This window comes from Parvimonas sp. D9, from assembly GCF_035282565.1.
Classification (GTDB): domain Bacteria; phylum Bacillota; class Clostridia; order Tissierellales; family Peptoniphilaceae; genus Parvimonas; species Parvimonas micra.
In genome coordinates this window covers 38963-54711 of record NZ_JAYKBM010000004.1, presented here as the reverse complement: position 1 = coordinate 54711, position 15749 = coordinate 38963, and the positions used below count along the sequence as shown (strand labels likewise).

The window sequence follows — 15749 nt, the reverse complement described above, 5'->3', positions numbered from 1 at the left end:
ACGATTGCCGATGCGATCCACAGCTTGCCGGAAGAAAAACGCAGAGCCGTCCTGCTCTACTACTTCTTTGATATGAGTGATGCGGAAATTGCAGAACTCTATCAGATTCCAAGAAGTACCGTGCAGTATCGGCGTACCAGCTCTTTTGAGTTATTAAAACGCTATTTGGAGGAACATGCATATGACTTACCCAAGTTGGTAAAACAGGAAACGATGAACACGGCCTGTTACCTTATCCGGTAATCATAGTCGCAACCAAACGAGAGCCGCAGGCAATGAATATTGTCGTGCAACATTACGCTGGCTATATCGCACACCTTTCTATGAGAAAGCTCCGTGATGAGCGGGGAAATACCTATTACGGCATAGATGAGGATATACGAGATTGCCTTCGCTCAAAGCTTATGCAGGCTGTCCTGATTTTCAAGATTTAACAATGTAGCTGTCTGCGTTCCCCTTTCCGCAGACAAGGCAGGAATCATCTGCCGCCTGTTCTTTGACAAACATACCCGCAAGATAACGGCGGCGTATCATAGGGCAAACCGGATACTTTCCTTTTGTGCTTTAACTATGCGGAAAATGCGCCATGACACTTTCCTACCCGGAAGCCGAGCGAGAAACATTTTTCCGTAAAGCAAGCGTAGCACCTTGCGAGCCATGACAGCACAAAATATATAATGATACGCCCCTATAGCCACAGTCCGAGCGTAAGTGCCATTTAGGGTATCAAAGCGTCGCAGGCAATGGGTAGGTCTACATGAGAACCGGACAATCAATGTGGATCATCAGCTTCAGTATTCCGGTAAAAAGTCCTATCGCGTTGAAACACCGAAAACGGAAAACGGCATTCGCAAAATCCCCATGAGCGACCGAGTGCTTAAAGCCTTGCAGAGAGTGATTCAAAGCCGAAGAAAAAGCACTTTTAAGGTTGACGGTTATACAGGCTTCCTCTTTCTCACAAGGAACGAAACACCTCAAAATTGCATTAACTATGATATTATGTTTCGTAAACTTGTAGAAAAGTATAATTCGAGCCATAAGGAACCTCTGCCGACAGTAACAACGCCCCATACACTGCGACACACATTCTGCACCAATATGGCAAATGCGGGAATGAATTCGAAAGCCTTACAGTATCTAATGGGACATGCCAACATTACCATGACCCTGAACTATTACGCACATGCTACATTTGATAGTGCACAGGCGGAATTTTTCAGGCTGACGGCTTAAAGGGAAATAGATATTTTACTACTTCGTTTACTACCTTTCAAGGCAAAAACACAAGCAGATTTAAGAAATTATGTGAGTATCTCTCGATACACAAAATGCCGAAAACGCCTGTAAAGACAGGCTATATCGGCATATAAGAACTTTTGAAAAGATAGTTAAAAATCATATTAGAGTTTATTTTAAAATTTGAAGTTTGTTTACTCTTAACGTTAAGCTCCTAAACAAAGCATTCTTCTTTATACGTCATTTCGACTGTAGCGAAGTGAAATGAATCTAGCCCTAACTTAGATTATTTACTTGTAAATAATCTATAGTAGGTCTGACGCAAAGATTGTCCAAATCTTTGATTTGGGTACAATCGACTGCGGAAATCTCATACTTTTGTTGCAAACAAAAGTGAATGTATCGTAGATACATTAACAAAAAAGAATACTCTTAATAAAAAATATTCTTTCTTAAAATCTATTTTTATTATTCCATAATTTTCTTTAGTATTTCTCCAATATCTCCGTCAATACAAATACTTCTGTCTTTTATTTGTTCAGGACAAAAAGCTTCTTTATAATTAATACATGCGTAAACAGAACTTTTATTTTCCATAGTCATTTGCCAGAAAGGATATTTTATAATAACAGGTGTATTATTTCCTACACCCAACTCTAAAAAGAGTATATGTTTATCTTTATACTTTTCAAGGAAATTATAATATTCTTTCGACGCTTTATGCCAACCTTCATCTTCAACAAATGAACTGTCAGCACGAAGATTCATTGTTACATCCAAGTCATCATCAGGACATTTTGGAATCATTTTTGTAGGAATTTTCATTGATATTTCCCTATTTTCGGGAACATCAAAAATGCCTTCTGAATTTTTCTTAAATCCTTGAACTTCTATTGCCTTCATAACCCATTCTTCATTATCATAGGTGTTTTGATTTTGCGGATTTACACTTTGAAACAAACCAAAATCTCCTTGTGTATAGAAAAGACGTTTTTTATCAAATCCAGCTCTTTGAAATAGATGATCTACATTTGTAGTAATAACAAAATATTCCTTATCCTTTACAATAGAAAACAAATTATTATAAACAGGCTTTGGAGCTTCAACATATCTATTAAAATATATATTTCTTGCCCACCAAGCCCAAAGTGTTTCTTTATCAGGAAATGGGTAAAACCCGCCGGAATACATATCGCTTATACCAAATTTTTTTGAAAAATCAAAAAAATATTTTTCGAATCTCTCCCCGCTATAGACAAATCCTGCAGAAGTTGAAAGCCCCGCTCCTGCTCCTATTACAATCGCATCTGCATTTTCTATTTTATTTTTTAAAAATTCAATCTTTTCTCTATTTAATTCACTTTCAGAAGATATATTTTTCCCAACAGTCTTTAATCCCTTAAGTCCCATTTGAATACTTTCTCTGTATCCATCTGTTTTATTATAATTTTCTTTCATATTTTACCTACAAATCTAAAATCCTTTTATATTCTCTTATATCGGGCTCTTTTCTATCTATGCACCATTCTTTTATAACTTTTATAAGTTCGGATTTATCTTCTATAAATGTTTGATATACCCCGCCGTTTTTTTCTATTTCAAAAATATAAGAATCTATTTCATTTGAAATTTTCTTACTAAATAATGATGAAAAAAATCCCTTATTTTTATAACATGGAGTACATTGGATAAAATTACCTTGTTTTCCATCAGTTTCATACCAAATGGTAATGAATGTTAGTCCTCCATTTTCATTTACTCGGTCAATATCATTAAATGTTTCAATAAAGTGTTCAATATTTTCCCAATCACATTCGAAGTCGTCTGTGCTTTCTGTTCTACATTTTAATATATCAATATCTTTACAAAAAATTGCATCATTACTTTGAAGATTATAAATTCCTACACCATATTCATCGGCAATACTTTTTACAAATTCCAATGCCTCATCTTCAACATTGTATGAGAATGCACAATACGCTCCATTCTTTCCTAAGCTATAATCAGTCAAATGATTTTCTGAATCCTCTGTTGCATAGGCAATCTCATCAGGCAAAGCATACTTCCCACTTATTGGTGGAAATTTTTCAAACATTTTTTTAGCCCAGCAGGCAATTACATCAGAACAGCCATCCAAAGATTCATAATCTTTATTTTCTTTATATTCTGTGAACTCCTCCTGATATGCAAATACATCCAAAGAAGTTTTTATTTCTTCTCTTTTTTCAAAGACAAATAAATCAAAACTCATAACTATCTCCTTTTGTTATTTATAATAATATTATATCATTTTTTCATAATATTTTTTATCTTCATCTTTGAAAACATTAAAAATAATCCTGTCCATAGCTAAAGGGTGTTCTAAAACCCACTTTTTAGTTGTATCAATTGCAATCTCTGCTGCTCTTTCTTTTGGAAAACAAAATTCGCCTGTTGATATACAACAAAATGCTACACTTTTAAGTCCATTTTCTAAACACATATCCAAAGTTTTTTCGTAACAGTCAGCTAATTCTTTTTCAAGCTCTTTAGTAAGCTCTCCATAAACAATTGGACCAACTATATGAATTACTTTTTTTGAATGTAGATTATAGGCATCTGTAATCATTGGAACAGCAGTAGGCTGTTCATAATCTTGACCATATTTTTTCTTAAGTTCCTGCATTTTTTCGTTACATTCTGCCCTTAGTTGAATTCCTGCAAAAGTATGTATTTGATTATCAATACATAGATGCATTGGAGCCCAACATCCAAGCATTATTGAATTCGCCGCATTAACTATAGCATCAACCTTAAGTCTTGTAATATCTCCTTGCCAAATAGAAAAAACATCTTTTACAACAGGAATATCCTTAATCTCTACTATTCCCTTTTCTTCTGCGCAAAGTTTTAAATATTCATCTTGAACTTTTAAAACTTCATCATCCATTTTTCTAGGCATACGGATATTCATAAGAGAACGTAAAATCACCTTTTTTTGAGTTTCATCTTCAGGAATTTCCATATTTTTATAATTATCCGAATCAGCTATAAATGCTTTTACTAAAAAATCCAACATTTGTTCTTTGTTTCTATTCATATAATCACCCTCTTTTTACTATATTACCCAAATGAAATATTTATAATTCTATTTTTACATTCTAAACTAGATATATGAAATATTTTTGTAAATTTAATAGTTAAGGGGCTTTAGGAGATCTTCAGAGTCATTGTATCAAATGATACAACGACCCCGTCAGACCTACTTTTGTTTACTAGCATAGAGCCTTAGGAGATTTCTCCACTACACTCAGCTATGCTTCGTTTCGGTCGAAATGACGTATAAAGAAGAATGCTTTGTTTAGTTGATAGACATTAAAAGAAAATAAACTTCAAATTAAAAAAATATTTTAAAAAATATAAAAGGTATCAAAAAAATTATTGAAAATTTTATATATAAAAATAAAACAATTCACGTCATAGTATGTTGCATATGAAAGTCTCCCAACACGTCATTTCGAGCGAAGCCGAGAAATCTCATAGTTTTACTTGTTTACAAGTAAAACTAAATGTATCGTAGATACATACAATATGAAATTTTATTAACTTTAATTACAATACAAACTACTAAAAACATTTCTTTCACAATTGCGGGGCTTTAGGAGATCTCCAGAGTCATTGTATCAAATGATACAACGACCCCGTCAGACCTACTTTTGTTTACAAGTAAACAAAGTTAGGGCTAGATTGACTCCGTTACACTACGCTCGAGATGACGTGTTGGGATAATTTATCTGCATTGTGCTATGACGTGAATTATTACATTTATATTCATATTACAAATAGTTTTACTTCTTATTTCAACAAAAAAAGAATACTCTAAAAAAGAATATTCTTTCATAAAATCTATCGAATTATTTATTATTACAAATCAAAAATACTGAGTTGTTTTGATATTTCTTTTTCTTCAAATGTATTTAAATAGCTAAAAATTTTATTATAGTCATACATTATTTTTTCGTTTTCACAGAAGTCTCGAAAAATTTTCATTAATCTATAATTATTTTTACTGTTAATAACATAAGAATTACCAAACTCTCTAATATATCTATCTTTAAGATGTGGGAAGTGTTTATCAAGTTTAGAATAAAAATACTCCCTATTTCCCTCTCGCAAGGTAAGTCCCATTCCAAAGCAGAAAATTCCTTTTACTTTTGCCTCTTTGCAATAATTTAAAATACCTCTAATATTTTCTTTTGTATCATTAATATATGGTAAAATAGGAGTCATCCATACTACCGTAGGTATTCCTGCTTCTCTTAATTTAATCAAGGTTTCAACTCTTTCCTTTGTAGTAGAAACATTTGGTTCAATTATCCTGCATAGTCTTTCATCATAGGTTGTGAGTGTCATTTGAACAACACATTTTGTCTTGGAGTTAATCTCTTTTAATAAATCCAAATCCCTAATTATATTTGATGACTTTGTAATGAGTGTAAGTCCAAAACCATATTTATTTATTATTTCTATTGCTTGTCTTGTATAATTCAGTTTTAATTCCTCATTAATGTAGGAGTCAGTCATTGACCCCATACCAATCATACATTTTTTTCTTTTTCTTTTAAGTCTATCTTCCAAAAGCTCTATTGAATTTTCTTTTACTTCAATATCTTCAAAACTGTGATTCATCTGATAACATTTACTTCTTGAATCGCAATAAATACAGCCATGTGTACAACCTCGAAACAAATTCATTCCGTTTTTAGAAGATAATATTCCTTTTACTTTTACAAAATGCATCCTAATCCCTTTTCTATTTAGAATTAATTTTTACAATTCTTTTGATGTGCTTTAAGTTTCTTAATCGCCCAATCATAATGACTTGAAGTGGCACTTACAAAATATGAACCTAATGTACTCCCTCCAACCCATTTAAAAATATTTTTAGAAAACAATTCATCATTTGAAAACTTTTCAGCCAAAACTAAAACATCCTTATGAGATTTATTAATCATTTTCTTTGCCTCTTCTAAAGGTGTATTTTGATGTTTTTTCCAAAATTCTACATTCATATCACCATAGGTTTTCCAATTATAAGGCTTTGGTATAAAGGGCTTTTCTTCCCCATTTTGATTGGAATTTACCCAATTTAAAATTAACATATGCCATTCATATAGATGAATTAAAATATCTCTTAAATTTTTATCCCTTTTCCAATGTGCTTCTTTCTTTTTTTCGTCAGCAGAAAAGTCAAAATGAGTATTCAGCTCTTTTTCTGACAATTTAGAAATCAATTCATTTAACTTTTCATAATTTTCTTTTGCGCTAATAATTAAATCTTCTTTAGTAGTTGGTCTAGCCATAATAAGCCTCCTTATTTCACGTTGTATCTTAATATTGTTTTAAGTTTATCTTCTGCAGTTCGATTTTTATTATTTAAGTATATTTCTGTATGAAGTTTTTCACTTCTCTCTAAATTCATTTCATTTGCAAAATTATCCAATTTTTCAAAGAACTCAATCTCTGTATCAAAACTACCAATATGCAAAATCTGAATTGCCTTTTTACTTTCAACACAATCAAAACTTACTTCATCATATAATTCGTTTGGATTTTTATTTTTCACTTTTTCAAAAGCTAACTCAAAAATTTCCTTTGTAATAAAATAAGGTTGTTTAATCATAATTGTATATTTCAATTTATTCTTATCAAATTCCTCATCATCTGATTTCTCCCAAATTCCCTCAAGTGGAAATACAGTAAAATCAGAATATTCCAATTCTTCTTTTTCCATATTTTTAAATAACATCTTTATTCCATATGCAAGAGAGTACAAAGCAGAAACCCTATTGGAAAAGTCGATCTCGTTTGGATTTCCCTCTCCTTTAATCATAATATAATATGCAGTAGGAACTTCAATAAATTGTGGTTTTTGTTTAACACCATATAAATATTTTTCACTTTTCTTCCATTCGTATTTCATAGTAAACCTCCTTTGTATCTTATATATTAATTATACAAAAGATTACCTGACACCCTTTGTCATATTATATATTTTTTAGACATTTTATTTATCATATCTCTAATATTATTTCTAATTTCTATCGGCTCTAAAACTTCTACGGATTCTCCAAAAGAAAAAATATAATTATAAAGATTATAATCATTTGGTAACTCTATTTCTGCATATAAATTACCTTCTTCATCTTCTTTAATATCTCCCATTTCATCATAAACTCTAAAAGCTACTTTTCTGTCAAATTTTAACTTAACATGGACAGTATCCTTATACTCCATTTTTTTTATTAGAACAACATCTTCATAACTATCTTCAAAATTTTCATCAAGAATTTTTAAATCCCTAATCCTTGATAATTTAAAATATCGAAATTCGTTTCGAAGTAAACAAAAGGTATAAACATACCAATCCCAACCCTTAAATAAGAGTCTAATCGGCTTTACTTCTCTACTTGTCTCTTTTTCATTGCTTGAAAAATATGTAAATCTAATAATATTTTTATTTATAATTGCTGATTTTATATCATTAAACAATTCGTCATATTCATTACCTCTTTGCCAATTTGTAAAATCAACTTCAATCCAATTTGTATTTTTAATTTTGAAAAAGGCAGACAATTTTGTTAAAAGTTCATTTTCATATTGTTTATTTATTCCCTCTAAACCTTTTAATGCAACTAAAATCTGTTCCTGCTCTTTTTCAGAAAGCAAAGATTTTTTTAATACAAAATCATCTGCTATCTCTATTCCTCCACCTTTTCCCTGTGTGGCATAAATCGGGATTCCAGCAGAGCTAATCACATCAATATCTCGATATATTGTCCTCACTGATACTTCAAATTTTTCAGAAAGTTCATTTGCTGTAACTTTTCCCTTTTCCAAAACATAATATAATATTCTAAATAATCTACTATCTCTCATTTCTTAACATCACCTATGTCTATTATATCACAACCTGACATTTTTTGTCATATTATAAAATTTCAAAGACAAAAAAACAGTAAACTTTTTTGATTTACTGTCCCTGTATTAGTTATATTTAGTTATTATTGTGATAAACTTGGATTTAGGAATTTCTTATGTTCTTTACATTCCAATTCATCAAATGCCTTCCCAAATGTCTATAAAAAAAAGTCTTGATGCCTGATAACTCCTGATGATGATTTTTCAATAATTCATCCGGAGAATCATACACTCCAAAATCATTAGTTATTCCCTCGCTTTGTATGTATGTGTTGTTTCTGTCAAAATCAATTATTGGATGCTGAAAATCCTTTACCGCAACACCATATCCACAAAAAAATCCTGTGCAGTTTGCAAATCGTTTCTGCAACTTGTATAAATATTTTTTATCCAGTATAAAAGCCTCCAGTTCATACCATTTATCTTCAAAATACACTTCAACCCAACTGTGAAATATATTCTTTGGAGCGTTTTTATAAACAAATCCACTCATTGCACCTTTTTGTAGTTGTTTATCTATGGTAAATCCATGAATTCTGCAAGGAATTTCGCATGCACGAAGCAATGCCATAAAAAGAGTTCCTTTTGTATTGCATTGACCATATCCATCCTTAAGAACTTTAGAAGCAGGAATGTTGTCATCCACATTGTATCCAAATGCTATCTCATCTCTTACGAAATTATAAATATCTTTAAGACAGTCAAACTTATTTTTTTCTTTCCAACATTTCATCTCTATTAATTTTTGAATACTCGGATTTGAAAAATCCAGCATTTTAGTTTCTTTCAAGTATTGATTCATTTTAGTTTCCTTCTCAAACTTTTTGTTTTATCTATTTTTGCCTTATACTATTCCATTTTTAGGATATGTTTCTATATCAACTTTGTAATACTTGACAGTTTCCTATAAAGTAAAAAAACACATCGACAAATTCTTTTTAAATTTCTCTTATCATTTCTTTTGGAAAGAGATCAAAAAGTTTTTCCATAAATAACTCTAAATCTTCTATATTATTACTTTTTACAATGATATTACTTTTATCTTTGCCTTTAAAAACATACCCAAAATATTTACCCTTTACAAAAAGTGAGTTAATCAGCATTGGCTCTATTTCATATATTTCAGAAAAATATACTTTCTTTTCTTTATTATTTCTTTTAAATACAATGCCATTTTCATAAAGAACTATCTCAGTCCATAAGTCAAATTCTGTCGGTAAAATAAATTTTCTACTACTTTTTGCAACAAACAGCTCTTTTCCAAGTGTTTCGGAAGATAATTTATTCTTATTATTAAAAGTTATCCTTTTTAAATTATATTTTTTTCTTCTGGGTGGATTAAACATTAAATATAAAAATACTAATCCAAATAAAATTAATATACCTAGGAATAAAATTTTATTCATATTACCTCCATGATTACAATTTATTTATTTCATTTTTTAATTTTTTTCAAGCGAATACACTCATTATTTCTGCCATATTCACTTCCGTTCTCTTCAAGAAAAAGTTCAGTTTTATCTTCAAAAGTATTAAAAAATTGGTCAAATTGTTCAACATCATCTTCTTTTTCACTTAGATTAAGTCTATCTCCTAGACATGAAATTCCAATATTAATTTCATTAGCTTTTATTCTTAGTCCTCGTATTTCTGCATATCTACCTGAATGATATTTAACCTCTAAAATATCATCAAATAAAATAACCTGTTTTGCACCATTACTCTCAATTACGACCTTTTTTTCAAATACTCCTAAGCAAAATAATTTAATTCTATGTCTATTAAAATACTGAAAAAAAGATAAAATTGCTATTCCCTCTAAAGTCAAAAAAACTCCGAACAGTAGTGCAATAACCCAAAAAGAAATTCCAATAATAAGCTGCTTTGATTTAAAATATTCAAAAAAACGAAAAAGCAGTAAAGTTTCAAAGCAAAAAACAATAATAAAACTTAATATCCAAGGCAAAAAGATCTTTCGAAAAAAATCTCGAAAATCCATACCATAAACATAATATTTCACATTATCCTCCTATTTGATATAATCTCATTTTTAAAGCAAAAAATTAATACTAATTTAACTTCAAATGAACAACAAATGTCCTATGGAGTTTATCTGCAAAATACATAAATATTTTAGTTTTTATTTTCAAACCGGAACAAGATTTTAATGCTCGTTCAAAAAAACCTTGAAATTCAACCAGTCTTGTATCTGTAAGTTTTACAAATTCATTAGGATTATCTATACTAAAATACATTTGAGCATTAACATTTCCGGTTTTTTTAACATATTTATTCGCAACTTCCAGCCCTTTAGAATTTGTTGCATCAAACACCAATTCTCCTTTAAGAAAAATAGACTTCATTTTTTTTATCATATCTACAATTTTATCTTTATCAAAATATTGATATACTCCTGAAATAGCAATCATAGTCGGTAGTTGAGTATCTATTTCTTTTATCCATTCAAGAGCAAACATATCTCCGGATATCAGTTTTTCATTTTCTGAATTTCCAAGCACTCTTTTTCTAATATCTATAACATCAGGTAAATCTACTTGATAAAAATTAGCTGTCTTATTATTAATACGATTATAAGATGTTTCTAAGCCGGCTCCTAAAAATACAACATTACTTTGCTCGTTTTCTTCAAGAAATTTTATTATCATTTTATCTATTACATCTTGTCTGCACACACTTGCCATATGAAAATATTCATTAGCATTTTTTTCTATAAGATTCTTAGGAATATATTGCTTTAAAAACAGTGCTTTTTCATCATAAAAAAATTTCGGGAATTTTTCAGACACATATATTCTTGCTACAAGAGGAATATATAATGTATCTTCTACACCACTTAATAAATTTTCCATACTCATACCTCCTTTTATATTATTATTCTTTAGTATATTTTACTATAATTTGATATTGTTTTTCAAGCATAATTTTAACAAACTCACTATACTCTAGATGAGATATCATAGACTTTTCTTTTAAAGGTACTTTGATATGGATTTTTTGTCTTACAAAAAAGGAGAACATCCATTCGATTTTAGATGTCCTCCTATTAACAGCATTCTATACTGCATATTTTTTTGTTATCTTTTATTAAAAAGATTTTTTTACAGAAATATTATAAGTTTTCTTTTCTCTTTCTTCTAAATACTGAGAATAAAGCTGTTCCTGATAATCCTAACAATACTGTATATAGTGCTGAATTACTTCCTGCTCCTGTCTTTGGTATTCTTTGTTTAGGTGTTCTTACATTTGTTACTACAAAACCTTCTTTTTCATTTCCTGTAATAACACTCTTATATCCGTTTCCAACAGTTTCTTCCTTAATCGTATAAACAATTTTCTTTCCAGCTCTGTACTCATCAAGGTCTGTAAAACTTCCTGTCCAGTTATTTGCTTTTGTTAAAGTAAGAGTCTTATCTGTCGGTTTTCCGTCAGCTATTAATCTAATTGTTACACTATTTGGTCTTACTCCGTCTTGGTCATTTTTATCTTCCCAAGCCTTTGTTACTTGAATACTTGTTTTTCCAGGTGTGTATGAATTCTTAACATCATATCCTTTTACTTCTGTAGTATATCCCTCTACTTTTTCTTCTGCAATAGTATAGTTAATTTCTTTTCCGTTTTCATACTTGTCAAGATTTTCAAATTTCCATTTCCAACCATCTGCTTTTGTAACTTTCTTTGAAGCTATTTTTGTTCCGTTCTTTAATAGGTTGATTGTTATTTCTGTCGGTCTCTTTCCGTCTTGGTTATCTTTATCATTCCAAGTTTTTGTTCCTTCTACAAATGTCTTTTCAGGAGTTCTCGTATTTGTTACTGTAAAAGTATTTTCTCCTGTTTTTGTTACTACACTTATATATCCATTTCCAACAGTTTCTTCTTTGATTGTATAAACAATCTTCTTTCCCGCTTTGTATTCGTCAAGATCTGTAAAGCTTCCTGTCCAGTTATTTGCTTTTGTTAAAACCAGTTTCTTTCCTGTTTCTACTCCGTCAGCCAATAATTTAATTGTTACACTATTTGGTCTTACTCCATCTTGGTCATTTTTGTCTTCCCAAGCCTTTGTTACTTGTAAACTTGTCTTTCCCGGTGTGTATGAATTCTTAACATCATATCCTTTTACTTCTGTAGTATATCCTTCTACTTTTTCTTCTGCAATAGTATAGTTAATTTCTTTTCCGTTTTCATACTTGTCAAGATTTTCAAATTTCCATTTCCAACCATCTGCTTTTGTAACTTTCTTTGAAGCTATTTTTGTTCCGTTCTTTAATAGGTTGATTGTTATTTCTGTCGGTCTCTTTCCGTCTTGGTTATCTTTGTCATTCCAAGTCTTTGCACCTTCTACAAATGTCTTTTCAGGTTCTCTTGTATTTGTTACTATAAAAGTATTTTCTCCTGTTTTTGTTACTACACTTATATATCCATTTCCAACAGTTTCTTCTTTGATTGTATAAACAATTTTCTTTCCGTCTTTGTATTCGTCAAGATCTGTAAAGCTTCCTGTCCAGTTATTTGCTTTTGTTAAAACCAGTTTCTTTCCTGTTTCTACTCCGTCAGCCAATAATTTAATTGTTACACTATTTGGTCTTACTCCATCTTGGTCATTTTTGTCTTCCCAAGCCTTTGTTACTTGTAAACTTGTCTTTCCCGGTGTGTATGAATTCTTAACATCATATCCTTTTACTTCTGTAGTATATCCTTCTACTTTTTCTTCTGTAATAGTATAGTTAATTTCTTTTCCATTTTCGTACTTGTCAAGATTTTCAAATTTCCACTTCCAACCATCTGCTTTTGTAACTTTCTTTGAAGCTATTTTAGTTCCGTTCTTTAATAGATTGATTGTTATTTCTGTCGGTCTCTTTCCATCTTGGTTGTCTTTGTCATTCCAAGTTTTTGTTCCTTCTACAAATGTCTTTTCAGGTTGTCTTGTATTTATTACCTTAAAGCCTTTTTGTGTATCTCCTATTATTTCAGTTATATATCCATTTCCAACCTGTTCTTCTTTAATTGTGTAAACAATCTTCTTACCATCTTTGTATTCGTCAAGGTCTGTAAAACTTCCTGTCCAGTTGTTCGCTTTTGTTAAAACTAGTTTCTTATCTGTCTCTACTCCATTAGCCAACAATTTAATTGTTACACTGTCAGGTCTTTTTCCATCTTGGTCATTTTTATCTTCCCAAGCCTTTGTTACTTGAATACTTGTCTTACTTGGCTTATATGAATTCTTGATATTATATCCGTTTACTTCTGTAGTATATCCTTCTACTTTTTCTTCTGTAATAGTATAATTAATTTCTTTTCCACCTTCATACTTATCAAGATTTTCAAATTTCCATTTCCAACCATCTGCTTTTGTAACTTTCTTTGAAGCTATTTTATTTCCGTTCTTTAATAGATTGATTGTTATTTCTGTAGGTCTCTTTCCATCTTGATTGTCTTTATCATCCCAAGTCTTCGCACCTTCTATAGATGTCTTTTCTGTCTCTCTTTTGTTTATTACATTAAATTCAGTATCTGAAGTTTGTGTAATAAAACCTGAATATCCATTACCAACATCTTCTTCTTCAATTGAGTATTGAATTTTCTTTCCGACTTTGTATTCATCAAGATTGTCAAAGCTTCCTTTCCATCCATTTACTGCTGTTAAAGTAAGCTTATCACCTGTTTCTACTCCATCGGCAAGTAATTTAATTGTTACACTTGTTGGTCTCTTTCCATCTTGGTCATTTTTATCTTCCCAAGCTTTTGTTACTTTTATACTTGTTTTACTAGGAGTATGTGAATTTTTAATATCATGTCCATTTACTTCTGTAGTATATCCTTCTACAGCTTCTTCTTTAACGGTATAATTTATTTTTTTCTTTGTCTTTACATTGTATTCATCAACATTTTCAAAAGTATAATTCCAGTTACCTGCAGCATCCGGTGTTACTTCTTTTGTTTGAACTACATTTTTATTATCATCAAGTAAACTTACTTTTATCTTATTAGGTCTTTTTCCATCTTGATTGTTTCCATCATCCCATGTCTTTTTACCGGAGATGTTAATCTTAATTCTCTTGTTAGTAATCGTCTTTATTGCTCCACCTTTAGGTGATACTTCCAAAGTGAATTCTTCTTCATTTAAGAGATATCCAGTAGGAGGAGTTTTTTCTTTTACTTTATAAATTCCAGAAGCAAGATGACCAGAAGTTATAGTTCCATCCGCTCCTGTTGTTAATTCAAATTTATTTCCATTTGGCTCTGTTACTTCAAAAACTGCATTCGCTAATTTAATTTTATTATCTTCAGCATCAACCTTGATTAATTTAATCTTATTAGCTAGATTACCTGTTCCAGAACCACCAGAATCAGCTGAAATATGAGTCCCATGAGCTTCTCCAGTCTTTTCATTAGAAGTTATTTTCACATTGTTATGGAGTGTAGTTCCCGGTGTATAAGTTGTTTTATAGACAAGGCGGTATTGCTCTCCATTTACATTACCTAATTTTATAGTAAATGTCTTCCCATCAGGAGAAATTTTTAACTTATCTGATAAATCCACATTTTTATAAACATGTGTATCATCACCTAAATTATTAAATTCAACTTGTGCTAGTCTAAAACTACCTGGAATATATGTTTCTGAACCAGTTCCGCCAGTTAAATGGTCAGTTATAACTGCATTAGTCATATTTGATTTTTGATAATTAACTCTAACCCACCATTCTGCTTCGTTAGCATTAGCTGAAGATTGTCCCCACTTAGCAAGAATTTCATCATCTGGTAATTTTTTTGGTCCTTCTACAGTTATCTCTATAGGAGTAACTTTCCCGTTAACTGTAATATCAAATTTATTTTTTTCATTTTTCTTTACTGAATCACGATCAAATACTGCAGCTAAATGAATGTTCCCCTTAACATTTTCCTTGCCTTTAACCCAATCTGTAAAAATAACTCGAACCTTTCCACCTTTATCTCCAGGTCCAGGTGTTATATGTGCCTTAGCAATCACCGTAGTTCCATCTTCACCATAAATATTAAAATCTGTTGCTGTCGTATAAGAAGGAAACTTCATCTTATCTGGCAATGTGATATCAAAATAATCTCCTTCATTCAAATTTGCTCCATTTGAGCTAGCATCCCAATCCATATTTAAGTAGAATTTATCACTAACAAATACTTTATCTACTTTTTGTCCACTTAAATTTTGAATTTCAAACTTTGTAATTGTTGCTTTTACTTCTTTTTTGTTTCCTTCAGCAACAACAGCTGTACTCACTACTTGAAGGACCATTACCATAATCATTAAGAATGATAACAGAGTTTTATAAATTTTTCTTCTCATATAATTTCCCCTTTCAATAATTTTTTATACTCTATTCTAAATTTACATTGAACATAAATGTGGACTTTTATCTTCAATGTAAACTTTAAAACAAATTTTTTAAACTGCCAAAAAACGACAAATTTAAATAAAAATTCAGTACATTGTATTATATCACAATCATTAATTGATGTCTATCATTTTTACTAAAAATTTTATTGTTCCACAAAAA

The 15749-nt window shown here is 30.4% G+C and carries 14 protein-coding genes and 1 pseudogene; 3 read left to right on the top strand and 12 right to left on the bottom strand.

All coding sequences use genetic code 11. From position 1 onward, the window contains the following. Positions 1 to 3 precede the first annotated feature (3 nt). The 3 genes and pseudogenes from VJI94_RS05100 to VJI94_RS05090 form a co-directional block, all read left to right on the top strand. On the top strand, positions 4 to 243 hold the full coding sequence (locus VJI94_RS05100; protein WP_324008653.1) for an RNA polymerase sigma factor: 240 nt from the start codon (positions 4 to 6) through the stop codon (positions 241 to 243). Continuing rightward, positions 225 to 434 carry a helix-turn-helix domain-containing protein gene (locus VJI94_RS05095; RefSeq protein WP_081985349.1) on the top strand — a complete coding sequence of 70 codons (210 nt, stop codon included), beginning with the start codon at positions 225 to 227 and terminating at the stop codon, positions 432 to 434. Before VJI94_RS05100 ends, VJI94_RS05095 begins: the two co-directional genes overlap by 19 nt. Positions 435 to 759: 325 nt before the next feature. Next, a pseudogene (locus tag VJI94_RS05090) lies at positions 760 to 1233 on the top strand (site-specific integrase); the annotation flags it as partial. Between the two features lie 471 nt (positions 1234 to 1704). On the opposite strand, the gene VJI94_RS05085 reads toward VJI94_RS05090, so the two are convergent. The 12 genes from VJI94_RS05085 to VJI94_RS05030 form a co-directional block, all read right to left on the bottom strand. Next, the gene (locus VJI94_RS05085; protein ID WP_324008579.1) at positions 1705 to 2694 is read right to left on the bottom strand and encodes a hypothetical protein; all 990 of its coding nucleotides are present in this window, start codon (positions 2692 to 2694) and stop codon (positions 1705 to 1707) included. Between the two features lie 7 nt (positions 2695 to 2701). Further along, on the bottom strand, positions 2702 to 3487 hold the full coding sequence (locus VJI94_RS05080) for a hypothetical protein (RefSeq protein ID WP_324008578.1): 786 nt from the start codon (positions 3485 to 3487) through the stop codon (positions 2702 to 2704). A gap of 30 nt (positions 3488 to 3517) precedes the next feature. After that, positions 3518 to 4315 carry a protein-ADP-ribose hydrolase gene (locus VJI94_RS05075; protein ID WP_324008577.1) on the bottom strand — a complete coding sequence of 266 codons (798 nt, stop codon included), beginning with the start codon at positions 4313 to 4315 and terminating at the stop codon, positions 3518 to 3520. A gap of 824 nt (positions 4316 to 5139) precedes the next feature. Further along, complete coding sequence (locus tag VJI94_RS05070; protein ID WP_324008576.1) at positions 5140 to 6015, bottom strand: SPL family radical SAM protein; 876 nt, start codon at positions 6013 to 6015, stop codon at positions 5140 to 5142. 23 nt (positions 6016 to 6038) lie between these two features. Next, the gene (locus VJI94_RS05065) at positions 6039 to 6578 is read right to left on the bottom strand and encodes a ClbS/DfsB family four-helix bundle protein (protein WP_324008574.1); all 540 of its coding nucleotides are present in this window, start codon (positions 6576 to 6578) and stop codon (positions 6039 to 6041) included. 11 nt (positions 6579 to 6589) lie between these two features. After that, positions 6590 to 7198 carry a GyrI-like domain-containing protein gene (locus VJI94_RS05060; protein WP_324008573.1) on the bottom strand — a complete coding sequence of 203 codons (609 nt, stop codon included), beginning with the start codon at positions 7196 to 7198 and terminating at the stop codon, positions 6590 to 6592. 59 nt (positions 7199 to 7257) lie between these two features. After that, on the bottom strand, positions 7258 to 8154 hold the full coding sequence (locus VJI94_RS05055) for a YafY family protein (RefSeq protein WP_324008572.1): 897 nt from the start codon (positions 8152 to 8154) through the stop codon (positions 7258 to 7260). A gap of 145 nt (positions 8155 to 8299) precedes the next feature. Further along, positions 8300 to 8998: a transglutaminase-like domain-containing protein gene (locus tag VJI94_RS05050; protein WP_324008571.1), complete on the bottom strand. Its 699-nt coding sequence runs from the start codon at positions 8996 to 8998 to the stop codon at positions 8300 to 8302. Positions 8999 to 9134: 136 nt separating this feature from the next. Then, positions 9135 to 9602 (bottom strand): hypothetical protein, encoded by a 468-nt coding sequence (locus VJI94_RS05045; RefSeq protein ID WP_324008570.1) that lies wholly within the window; start codon positions 9600 to 9602, stop codon positions 9135 to 9137. A 29-nt stretch (positions 9603 to 9631) separates the two neighbouring features. Next, positions 9632 to 10216 (bottom strand): hypothetical protein, encoded by a 585-nt coding sequence (locus VJI94_RS05040; RefSeq protein WP_324008569.1) that lies wholly within the window; start codon positions 10214 to 10216, stop codon positions 9632 to 9634. 49 nt (positions 10217 to 10265) lie between these two features. Then, positions 10266 to 11066 (bottom strand): class I SAM-dependent methyltransferase, encoded by an 801-nt coding sequence (locus tag VJI94_RS05035; protein ID WP_324008568.1) that lies wholly within the window; start codon positions 11064 to 11066, stop codon positions 10266 to 10268. Positions 11067 to 11326: 260 nt separating this feature from the next. Further along, positions 11327 to 15538 (bottom strand): Cna B-type domain-containing protein, encoded by a 4212-nt coding sequence (locus VJI94_RS05030; protein WP_324008567.1) that lies wholly within the window; start codon positions 15536 to 15538, stop codon positions 11327 to 11329. Between the last annotated feature and the right edge of the window lie 211 nt (positions 15539 to 15749).

Coding starts and splice junctions, on each gene's coding strand:
- VJI94_RS05075 (WP_324008577.1), bottom strand. CDS start 4,315: ATGAATAGAAACAAAGAACAAATGTTGGATTTTTTAGTAAAAGCATTT.
- VJI94_RS05060 (WP_324008573.1), bottom strand. CDS start 7,198: ATGAAATACGAATGGAAGAAAAGTGAAAAATATTTATATGGTGTTAAA.
- VJI94_RS05065 (WP_324008574.1), bottom strand. CDS start 6,578: ATGGCTAGACCAACTACTAAAGAAGATTTAATTATTAGCGCAAAAGAA.
- VJI94_RS05080 (WP_324008578.1), bottom strand. CDS start 3,487: ATGAGTTTTGATTTATTTGTCTTTGAAAAAAGAGAAGAAATAAAAACT.
- VJI94_RS05055 (WP_324008572.1), bottom strand. CDS start 8,154: ATGAGAGATAGTAGATTATTTAGAATATTATATTATGTTTTGGAAAAG.
- VJI94_RS05035 (WP_324008568.1), bottom strand. CDS start 11,066: ATGGAAAATTTATTAAGTGGTGTAGAAGATACATTATATATTCCTCTT.
- VJI94_RS05045 (WP_324008570.1), bottom strand. CDS start 9,602: ATGAATAAAATTTTATTCCTAGGTATATTAATTTTATTTGGATTAGTA.
- VJI94_RS05030 (WP_324008567.1), bottom strand. CDS start 15,538: ATGAGAAGAAAAATTTATAAAACTCTGTTATCATTCTTAATGATTATG.
- VJI94_RS05085 (WP_324008579.1), bottom strand. CDS start 2,694: ATGAAAGAAAATTATAATAAAACAGATGGATACAGAGAAAGTATTCAA.
- VJI94_RS05050 (WP_324008571.1), bottom strand. CDS start 8,998: ATGAATCAATACTTGAAAGAAACTAAAATGCTGGATTTTTCAAATCCG.
- VJI94_RS05070 (WP_324008576.1), bottom strand. CDS start 6,015: ATGCATTTTGTAAAAGTAAAAGGAATATTATCTTCTAAAAACGGAATG.